We start from the raw sequence: 9,965 nt of genomic DNA on the forward strand, positions 1-9,965 counted from the left end.
ATGTCATCTCGTCATAGTGTATGTTTGCCCGATAGCGAGCATAATTTATGTGATATTGACACCTCCCAGATGATCAAGGGCGCGCGCCGTAACAATCGTAACCAGATGGCTGCGATATTCGGCAGATGCATGCATGTCGCCCATCATGTCTTCCGGGTCGAGATGCAAGTTTTTAATTGCATCGGATGTTGCACCGTTTGCAATGGCGTCTTCGGCTTCTTTCCAGCGAAAAACACCGGAATTACCCGCCCCCGTGATGGCCACGCGCACGCTGCCACCGGCGTATTTGGCAATGAACGCCGCAGCAAGCGCATAGCGCGAAGCCGGATTGCGAAATTTGGCATATCCGGCGATGGTCGGGATTTTATATTTGATGCGGGTTAACAGTTCGGACGGTTCCAAAACCGTGCTGTAGAGCCCGTCGAAATAATCATCCGCAGCAATTTCGCGGCGGTCGGTGACGATGGTGGCATCAAGGGCCAGCACGGCAGAGGGATAATCAGCCGCCGGGTCATTATTGGCGACCGAGCCGCCCATTGTACCAACATTGCGCACCTGCACATCACCAATGGACCCGGCCAGCCCAGGCAAAGCAGGGATGGCAGAGGCGATGGGCGCAGATGCCGCGACCTCGGCATGGGTGGTGGCCGACCCGATGAGGACGTGATCCGACGTGACGGTAATACCGGCCAGATCGGGAATACGGCGCACGTCAATTAAATGGGCAGGGGCGGCCAGACGACCTTTCATTGCAGGGATAAGGGTATGCCCGCCTGACAGATATGCCGGTTCGTCTAGTTCAGAACACAGTTTGACGGCATCATTAATGGTTTGGGGCCGGTGATATACGGTATCGTACATGATGTGACCTTTTGTCTTTTTGCGCGCCGGTCAGGCAGCAGCATGATTGCGCTGGCGATGCTTTTCAGCTGCAGCCAAAACAGACTTGATAATATTGTGATAGCCCGTACACCGGCACAGATTGCCTTCAAGTTCATGACGCACGGTTGCTTCATCAAGCATACCGTCATGGCGCTTGATCATATTGACCGCCGCCATGATCATGCCTGATGTACAAAAGCCGCATTGCAGGCCGTGATGTTCGTGAAAAGCAGTTTGAACATCGTGCAAGTTGTCGCCGTCGGCCAAACCTTCAACTGTTGTCACATCGCTGCCATCGGCGGACACCGCCAGAACGGTGCAGGATTTTACCGCTTTGCCATCAACGACAACGGTGCAGGCCCCGCACTGGGTGGTGTCACAGCCCACATGGGTGCCGGTCAACGCCAGATGGTCGCGGATAAAATGAACCAGAAGGGTTCGATCTTCGACGTCGCGGGTATAGGGCGTGCCGTTTACTGAAATTGTGATGCTCGACATGTCAAAAAACCTTTATGCCTGTTAATGACCAAGCATCATCGCCGCAAGGGCTGCGACAATGACAATGGCAACACCGGTCAGCAAAACTGTGCGGCCCGTGGAACGTTTGGCGGCACCCGAACCCGCCGGGCTTTGGGATGCGGAAACATCCGCGTCATTTTCCTGCGGGGCGGGTTCTTCCATTTGCGCGACCAGATTGGTAAAAAATTCACCGGCGAGTTTTTTGGCCGTTGAGTCAATCAAGCGCGATCCAAGTTGCGCCAGCTTGCCGCCGACCTGCGCCTTGACATTATAGGTCAGGCGGGTTTGTTGTCCCGCGCCGCCTTCGTCCACCAAAAGCACATCGGCACCGCCTTTGGCAAAACCGGCCACACCGCCCTTGCCTTCGCCCGAAATGGTATAGCTTTCAGGCGGGTTGACATTGGACAGGGTGACAGCCCCGTTAAAGGTCGCTTTCACCGGGCCGATTTTGGTGGTGACACGGGCACTAAAACCTTCTTCGGGGGTCCCTTGAAGGTCGTCACAACCCGGAATGCATTTTGCCAGCACGTCGGGGTCGTTAATCAACGCCCAGACTTTTTCACGCGGCGCATCAATCAGGTATTCGCCTTTGATTTCCATTGTGGTCTCTCCCTGTAATTTTATTATTTCTGGTTGATCACGGTGTCGTAAAATGACAGGTCGAGATATTTGGCAATGTCGGTTAAGGCATTACCGCCGTTGGCAAAACGCGACCGAAGCGCAAGTACCTGTTTCATGCCATCAGGCAGAATTTCGGCATTTGGCGTCAGCCCGGAATGCGGGGACAAAACACTGTCCATCACCGATTGCAAAGCCGCAGGTTGAATTTCGGGCATTCTGGCGCGCAGGATGTTTTCGGCTTCGTCGCGGTTTTGCGGGTCAAGCACCCATGCCAACCCGGCGAGCGACGCACGCAAAAAGGCGCGCACAAGGTCGGGATGTTCGGCCGCCCAGGTACGGCGGGTTGCAATGACCCCGCCCTGATAACTGTCAAAGATTTCCGAAGACCGGGCCAGCACATTAAACCCGGCCCGCTGTGCAATGCTGGTGAACGGTTCCAGCGCCAGGGTGGCGGCATGATCGCCCGCGCGCACAGACTGCCAGCGTTGCGGGGTGGCCCCGACCGGGACAAATTCAACATCGCCGTCGCCCAACCCGGCCTGTGCCAGCATGTCATACAACACAAAGGCAAAGCCGGTTGAAAGCGCATCAAGCGCAACGGTGCGCCCTTTTAACCCCGCAAGTGTTTTAACATCGGATGCGGCGATAACGGCCAGCTCAAGCTGGGTGGCACCGGCAATGACAACATATTGCGGGTCTGTATCCGGGCCTGCCGCCCCTTGTCCTTCGCCATAGGCAACGACATTGTCAAAGGCGGTAAAGACAATGTCAAAATCGCCCGCTGCCGTCCGCTTGGCCTGGGTTACGGAATCAGGCGTTAATGTCAGTTCGATATCAAGGTTTTCGGCGCGAAAGAAACCTTTTTCGAGGGCGGCGAAGGTGGGCAAATTAGGCGCACCGGGAAAGGCAATAACCCGAAGGGTGGTGAGTTGGTCGCTCATAAGAACGCTCCTTTGGTCTTTTCTTTTATGCTGGGTGACGATTGCTTTGATGGATGGCCTTCCAGACGGTAAAGGGCGTCAACGGCATCGCAAGATTGGTCACACCAAAATCTTTCACGGCATCAATTACGGCGTTGGTAACGGTTACCAGTGCGGGGGTTGTGCCACCTTCCCCGCCCGCTTTAATGCCCAGCGGGTTGGTTGGTGAAATAACTTCCGCGATTTCGCAATTGAAAAACGGCATATTGTCGGAACGCGGCATACCGTAATCCATCAGCGACCCGGCCAAGGGCTGGCCTGTTTCGGGTTCGATTGCGCATAATTCCCACATCGCCTGCCCCACCCCCTGGGCAATACCGCCATGGGTTTGCCCGTGAACGATCAACGGGTTAATGCAGCGGCCAACATCGTCAATTGTCGAATAGCCAACAATGGTAACAAGGCCGGTTTCCGGGTCGACTTCAACCTCGCAAATGGCGGCCCCGTTGGGGTAAACCGGGGTGTGCATTTCGTTATTGCGCGCCACCCGCAAGGGCCCGTGCGTGCCCCGGGTTTGTTCGCCAAGGGCAAAAATATCAATCGCCTTATTGGTCCCGGTCACCTTGAAATAACCGCTTTCAAATTCGATGCCGCTCATTTCGGTATCAAACAGGTCGGCGGCGCGTTTGCGGCCTTCGGTTAACAAATCGGCCGCCGCCATGGCCATTACCGTTCCGGCATGGCGCATGGAACGCCCGGAATGGGAACCACCCCCGACACTGACAATGTCGGTATCGCCCAGCACGATCCAGACCTTGGCAACCGGCACCTGGATCATATCGGCAACAACCTGGGCAAAGCTGGTTTCGTGGCCCTGCCCACTGGGCTGGGTGCCAATAACCACCTCGACCGTGCCATCTAGCTTGATTTCGATTTCGGCGCGTTCGCGCGGGGAGCCGATGGAGGATTCAACATAGTTGGCAAAACCGCGTCCGCGCAATTTACCCCGGCTGGCGGATTGTGCCTTGCGGGCATCAAAACCGTCCCAGTCGGCAATTCTTAACACCCAGTCCATGTTTTTTTCATACTGGCCGCTGTCATAGATCGAGCCGACAGCATTGGTGTAGGGCATTGCCGATTCCGGGATCAGGTTTTTGCGCCGCAATTCCAGCGGATCAAAACCCAGTTCAAGGGCCGCAAGCTCGACCAGCCGTTCGATGGCATAGGTCACCTCGGGGCGGCCAGAACTGCGATAGGCCTGGGTACACATGGTATTGGTGAAAACAGCCCGGGCGCGCAACGCGGCAATTGGAATATCATACGACCCGGTGATCAGGCCCGACCCCTTGCTAAGCGGGGAAAGCGACACACAACGCGCGCCAACATTGCTAAGATTATCGGCGCGCAGCGCCAGAAACTTGCCGTTTTCATCAAGGGCAAGCTCCACCTTGGTGACAAGGTCGCGGCCTTGATAATCGGTCAGAAAGGCTTCGGATCGGGTGGCGGTAAATTTAACCGGGCGGCCAATGCGGCGCGATGCCCACAAGACAAGGCCAAATTCAACATAAACACGGTTACGCGCGCCGAAATTGCCGCCGACATCAAACGACAACACACGAACGCGGTCGGCCTCGACCCCCAGAACCTTTGAAAGTTCGCCTTTTTGGCGCACAGCTCCGCCGCTTCCGGCATAAAGGGTGTAACGACCGGTTTCTTCGTCGAAACTTCCCAGCGCGGCGCGTGGTTCCAGCGTCATGGCAGTGACGCGGTCGATATGAAAATCGGCGCGTACCACATGGCGGGCGGAGGCAAAAACCGCATCGGTTGCGGCCCAGTCGCCAAATTTTGTATCGATGAAAACATTATCCGGCACTTCATCCCAGACCGACGCGGCACCGGGTTCTGCGGCGGCGGCGGTGCCGGTGATGTGGGGAAGTTCTTCGTAATCAACCATCACCTGTTCGGCGGCATCAACGGCCTGTGCCGATGTTTCTGCCACCACAATCGCCACGGCTTCGCCCACATGGCGGGCCTTGTCGGTTGGCAGCAAATAATGCGGGCCGATAAAAGGTATGCCGCCATCCGGGGCGGTTAATTTCATATCAAAATTGGTCGAGGGTACCGGGTTGTGCGGCACGGGCAACAGGCCGTCATCGCGCACATCCTGACCGGTCAGAATGGTTAACACCCCCGGCATTGCCAAGGCATCTGCCGTATCAATACCCAGAATTCGGGCATGAGGATAAGGGGAGCGGACCATGGCGGCATAGGTTTGGCCCGGCAGGCTGAAATCGTCGGAAAAGCGACCCTTGCCTGTGGTCAGGCGGCGATCTTCCTTGCGCGGGATCGGTTTGCCGACATGCTGAAACAATGCCTTGCGCACCAGATCAAGCTCCGGGGAATTGCCTTCCTGGCGCACGTCGTTAAGGGCAGCCGGTGAAATATCCGGGGTCGGACGCGTCATAAAACCTCCTCCTGTGTCAACGCCGTTGGCAGTGGCCTGATCTGCAATCATTTTTTGGCACGGTGCCTACGCTAACTATTGTTCTTCGTCACAATGTATGACAGTATGGCAAAATATTGCAACGGCAAAAACGAAAAACATTTCCTTTCGTTTGTTTTCGCCCGCTTTGGGGCGCAAATATCGCTGGGAAAAACATATTCAGTAGTCGCCCGCATAAGTGGCGACACGCTTCAGGAGCTTAATGTCCATGACAAAACCAGATCAAAAAGCCCCGATGGACCTGCAAGAACACATCGCCATATTGGAAGAACGGGGACTTCTGACCCGTATCCAGGTGCCCATCGACAAAGACAGCGAGTTACATCCGCTGGCGCGCTGGCAGTTTCAGGGCGGCCTGCCCGATGAACAGCGCCGGGGCTTTTTGTTTACCGACGTCACGGATGCCAAAGGCAAGAAATACGATATTCCGGTTGCTGTCGGTGTATTGGCCGCATCACCCGCGATTTATGCCGCCGGACTGGGGGTAAGCGAAAGCGACATCGGTGATGTGTGGCTGCGTGCGATGGAAAACCCGATTGAACCGGTTATGATCGACGATGCGCCCTGCCATGAAGTGGTGATTACCGGCGATGAATTGCGCAAGGAAGGCTGCGGCCTTGGCAGCCTGCCCGTGCCGGTTTCAACCCCGGGATTTGACAGCGCACCATATTTTACCGCCACATTGTGCGTGACCCGCGACCCTGAAAACGGCATTCGTAATATGGGCACCTATCGCGCCGCGTTAAAAGCCGAAGACCGGCTTGGCGTGCGCATGGCAAGCCGGTTAAGCGGCGCCGGGGGGTATCAGCACTGGTTGAAATACAAGGAAATGGGCAAACCGATGCCCTGCGCCATTGTGATTGGCTGTGCGCCGGCGGTTTTGTTTACCGGGCCGCAAAAATTGCCGATTGATCAGGACGAACTGGGCGTGGCTGGCGGCCTGATGGGCAAGGCCATTCGCATTACCAAATGCAAAACCATCGACCTTGAAGTGCCCGCCGATGCCGAAATTGTTATTGAAGGGCTGATCGACCCGGTTTTGCTGGAACCTGAAGGGCCCTTTGGCGAAAGCCACGGCCATGTCGCCCTTGAAGACTATAATATGTCAATGCAAGTCACCGCCATCACGCGCAAACGCAAACCGGTGCTGGTTTCGATTGTCAGCCAGGTGACGCCCAGTGAGTCGAGCGTTCTTAAACGCGTGGCATATGAACCGCTTTTTCTTAATCACTTGCAAAAAGTGCTTAACGTCAAGGGGTTGAAACGCGTGGTCATGCACGAACCGCTGACCAATATCCGCAAAGTGATCTTTTTGCAATTTGCCCCGGACACCCCGCAATCCGAAATATGGCGCGGGTTACAGGGGGCGGCGACCTTGCAGGCGCAGTGCGGCAAAATCGTTATTGCGGTGTCGGACGACATTGATGCACGCAACGCCGATGCCGTTTTCTGGTCGATGGCCTATCGGGCCAATATGATTGATGATGTGCATGTGACGCCGTATCGTTCCGGTGGGCATGGGCCAAAATCGGGGTCGAAAAACGCCGAAGGCACCTTGTTGATTGACGCCACCTTGAAAGCACCAATGCCGCCGCTGGCGTTGCCCGCCGAAAAATACATGACGCGTGCCCGCCAGATTTGGGAAGAATTGCAACTCCCCCGCCTGACACCGCAATCGCCCTGGCATGGATATTCTTTGGGTGACTGGAGCAATTTGTGGGCCGATTTTGCCGATAAAACCACCAATGGCGACTGGCGTGAAAACGGTGCCCATACATTTTCGCGGCGTCAGGGCGGGATGAAACCCGAAACCCCGGCCCGCGATATTGAAAACGGCGTGCCGGAACCCCAAACGCCCGATCCAAAATGAGCTAGCCCAAAGCGGGGTATTTTAGGCGGCTGCACGCCTGCTACGGTGCGATATTTATCTGACAGCGGGGATCAAATTGCCAGACGGGCGGTATGTCCCCGCAAAAAGATGCTTCGATCCGGGCCTGGCGCGTTACATTATTCTGGCAATCTTGCGTTTATAGCGGTGTTGGCCCTCCCGGCGGCGCTGCGACTTGACAAGTATGTGGCAATTCGCTCAATACGGGTAACAATTTTGCGCATACCAGCGCCTGACTTGTTGCCAATTTTCAGCAATTGCCGCGTGCGAGGGACAAACATGAACGAACCTTTCAAAGCCCTGAAGCAAGAGGCAGCACCGTTAAGGAATAAGATCCTGCACGCGCTGCGGCGGGCCATCGAAACCGGGTATCTGCAACCAGGCACCCGACTTGTTGAAAAAGACCTGTGTGAAAAACTCGGAGTTAGCCGCACATCACTGCGTGAAGCGCTGCGCCAGTTGCAAACCGAAGGCATCCTGACCGATTTGCACAATCGCGGCCTGACTGTGATTACCGTCAGCCCCGAGGAAGCCGAAAATATTTACCGTATTCGCGGCGTGCTTGAACCCCTGATTGTCGAGCAGTTTATTGAAAATGCGCCCGATGCGGAAATTAATGGCCTTAAAGAACAAAGCAAAAAGCTGACATCAGCTTATCGCGATGGCAGCGCCGAGGACATCGTTGCCGCCAAACGCGACTTTTATGATCTGATCTGCTCTGGCGCGCGCAACCAGATCGCTTTTGATATTTTAAAGCGCCTGACATTGCTGACATCACCCTTGCGCCGGGTATCGGTGATTAAGCCGGACCGCCGCCAGCAAAGCATTCGCGAAATAGAACAAATCGTCGAGACGATTGCAAAACGCGACAAAGCCGCCGCCCACAAGGCGGCAGAAAACCATGTTGCCAATTCGGCACGCTCAGCCCTGGCGCGCGCCAAAGAAGACGCCGCCAACGCCTGAGACACCGGTTATATTTGGGAGAAAGCAGATCATGCAAAGGGTTATCATCGCCATTACCGGCGCGTCTGGCGTGATCTATGGCGTTCGCGCACTTCAGCTTTTAAAGGAAGTGCCCGATATTGAAACCCATGCCATTATTTCGCCTGCCGCCCTTGTGACGGCGGCGGCTGAACTTGATATGAATGCCGCTGAAATTCGCGATCTGGCCGATGTTGTTTACAATTATCGCGATATTGGCGCGGCGGTTTCGTCGGGCTCGTTTAAAACGGCGGGTATGCTGGTGGCCCCCTGTTCGATCAAAACGCTCAGCGGGATCGCAAATTGTTATAATGACGAACTGATTGTGCGCGCCGCCGATGTGTGCCTGAAAGAACGTCGGCGTGTGGTTTTGTTATTGCGCGAAACGCCCCTTCATGCCGGGCATTTGGCCCTGATGCAACAGGCAACTGCAAGCGGCGCCATTATCATGCCGCCCGTACCGGCATTTTACAGCCGGCCGCAAACCATTGATGACATCGTCACCCAAACCACGGGAAGGGCGCTGGATTTGCTGGATATCAATTTGCCCGTCGTCAAACGCTGGACCGAAAATATCGAAGAATAAGCGGTTTCCGATGGCTGGCAACGCTGGAACAAGACGCTTAAACCTCGGCGCGGCCCATGTCGTTATGTGCCTGTGTTACCAATTGGGCATCGTGCAATTTACCAATTCTTTGGTGGCATAAATGCCCGATCAGGGCGATATCACGGGCCTGAATTGCACACACAATTTGCTGCAATTCGGCTGGTATATTCTGTGACCACTTTGCCCGAAAAACCGGCAAACGCCGCACCAGGGTAAATCTGTTGCCCAACAGGGTAAAAAGATCGGCCGCGACCTTGTTGCCGTATCCGTCCAGCATCAGGGCGAAAAAGCGGTTTTCGATCTGATCTATGTTTTCGCAGTGATCGCCATCTGCCTCGGCCGGGGCAATCTGACGGCAACAGGCGCGCAGGGATGCGATTTGCTCGGGCGTGGCATTTCGGGCAAACCCCTCCCCCACCAGTTTTTCCAGTGCAGCGCGGGCTTCAAAAATATCGCTGGCGTCATCGGTGCTGATTTCACACACCATGCGTCCGCGCCGGGGCGTATCGACAATCAGGCCCTCGGCATAAAGATGTTGCAAGGCTTCGCGTAGAACGGTGCGGCTGATCTGCATGGCTTCGCATAATTCCCGTTCAATCAGCTTTTGCCCCGGCTGCAAGTTTCCCGTCAGAATAGATCGGCGCAAATTATCGATAACCTGCTGGCGCAGCGACATATTGGTCGGTATTTGCAATGTCAGTTCGGTCATGCCCTTGCCTTCGCCTCATCGTTATATTTTTGTGTATATAGCGATAAGGCGACATTTGCACCCGGAATATGCAGGTTTGGTTAAATACCGCAAACCTGCAAACAGCAAAAAGGCCTGACCGGAAAGGGTCAGACCTGAAATGCTGCGCTTAAACGCGAACGGGAACTGGAGCCGGAACCTTACAAACGGCACGCATGCCTAGTCGACAGACCGATCAGGCATTTTCATGCTGTGTGATTTCGGTCTGCCACGGGGCGACGAATTTTTCCAGCCAGCCGACCATGGCGGTCAGCAACACCGCAACAATCATGATCAGCAACACCGGCACAAACATT

The 9,965-nt window shown here is 55.4% G+C and carries 9 protein-coding genes; 3 read left to right on the forward strand and 6 right to left on the reverse strand.

Annotated features, from left to right (window positions below; all coding sequences use genetic code 11):
• Positions 1 to 45 precede the first annotated feature (45 nt).
• From TMES_RS21660 to TMES_RS21680, 5 genes are read right to left on the reverse strand one after another with little or no spacing between them, the layout of a single operon-like run.
• On the reverse strand, positions 46 to 861 hold the full coding sequence (locus TMES_RS21660; RefSeq protein WP_085586529.1) for an FAD binding domain-containing protein: 816 nt from the start codon (positions 859 to 861) through the stop codon (positions 46 to 48).
• 30 nt (positions 862 to 891) lie between these two features.
• Positions 892 to 1,380 carry a (2Fe-2S)-binding protein gene (locus TMES_RS21665; RefSeq protein WP_085586531.1) on the reverse strand — a complete coding sequence of 163 codons (489 nt, stop codon included), beginning with the start codon at positions 1,378 to 1,380 and terminating at the stop codon, positions 892 to 894.
• A gap of 21 nt (positions 1,381 to 1,401) precedes the next feature.
• Positions 1,402 to 2,001, reverse strand: coding sequence for an SRPBCC family protein (locus TMES_RS21670; protein WP_085586533.1), 600 nt, complete (start codon positions 1,999 to 2,001; stop codon positions 1,402 to 1,404).
• A 23-nt stretch (positions 2,002 to 2,024) separates the two neighbouring features.
• Positions 2,025 to 2,963: an ABC transporter substrate-binding protein gene (locus TMES_RS21675; protein ID WP_085586535.1), complete on the reverse strand. Its 939-nt coding sequence runs from the start codon at positions 2,961 to 2,963 to the stop codon at positions 2,025 to 2,027.
• A 25-nt stretch (positions 2,964 to 2,988) separates the two neighbouring features.
• Positions 2,989 to 5,406 (reverse strand): xanthine dehydrogenase family protein molybdopterin-binding subunit, encoded by a 2,418-nt coding sequence (locus tag TMES_RS21680; protein ID WP_085586537.1) that lies wholly within the window; start codon positions 5,404 to 5,406, stop codon positions 2,989 to 2,991.
• 247 nt (positions 5,407 to 5,653) lie between these two features.
• Between TMES_RS21680 and TMES_RS21685 the strand changes: the two genes are divergently transcribed.
• From TMES_RS21685 to TMES_RS21695, 3 genes are all read left to right on the forward strand, one after another.
• Positions 5,654 to 7,315: a UbiD family decarboxylase gene (locus TMES_RS21685; RefSeq protein ID WP_085586539.1), complete on the forward strand. Its 1,662-nt coding sequence runs from the start codon at positions 5,654 to 5,656 to the stop codon at positions 7,313 to 7,315.
• 297 nt (positions 7,316 to 7,612) lie between these two features.
• A complete protein-coding gene (locus tag TMES_RS21690; protein ID WP_085586541.1) occupies positions 7,613 to 8,296 on the forward strand; it encodes a GntR family transcriptional regulator in 684 nt (227 codons plus the stop codon).
• Positions 8,297 to 8,327: 31 nt separating this feature from the next.
• Positions 8,328 to 8,900 (forward strand): UbiX family flavin prenyltransferase, encoded by a 573-nt coding sequence (locus TMES_RS21695; RefSeq protein ID WP_085586543.1) that lies wholly within the window; start codon positions 8,328 to 8,330, stop codon positions 8,898 to 8,900.
• Positions 8,901 to 8,937: 37 nt separating this feature from the next.
• On the opposite strand, the gene TMES_RS21700 is transcribed toward TMES_RS21695, so the two are convergent.
• Positions 8,938 to 9,630: a GntR family transcriptional regulator gene (locus TMES_RS21700; RefSeq protein WP_085586545.1), complete on the reverse strand. Its 693-nt coding sequence runs from the start codon at positions 9,628 to 9,630 to the stop codon at positions 8,938 to 8,940.
• Between the last annotated feature and the right edge of the window lie 335 nt (positions 9,631 to 9,965).

The sequence above is a fragment of the Thalassospira mesophila genome, from assembly GCF_002115755.1.
GTDB classification, from domain to species: domain Bacteria; phylum Pseudomonadota; class Alphaproteobacteria; order Rhodospirillales; family Thalassospiraceae; genus Thalassospira; species Thalassospira mesophila.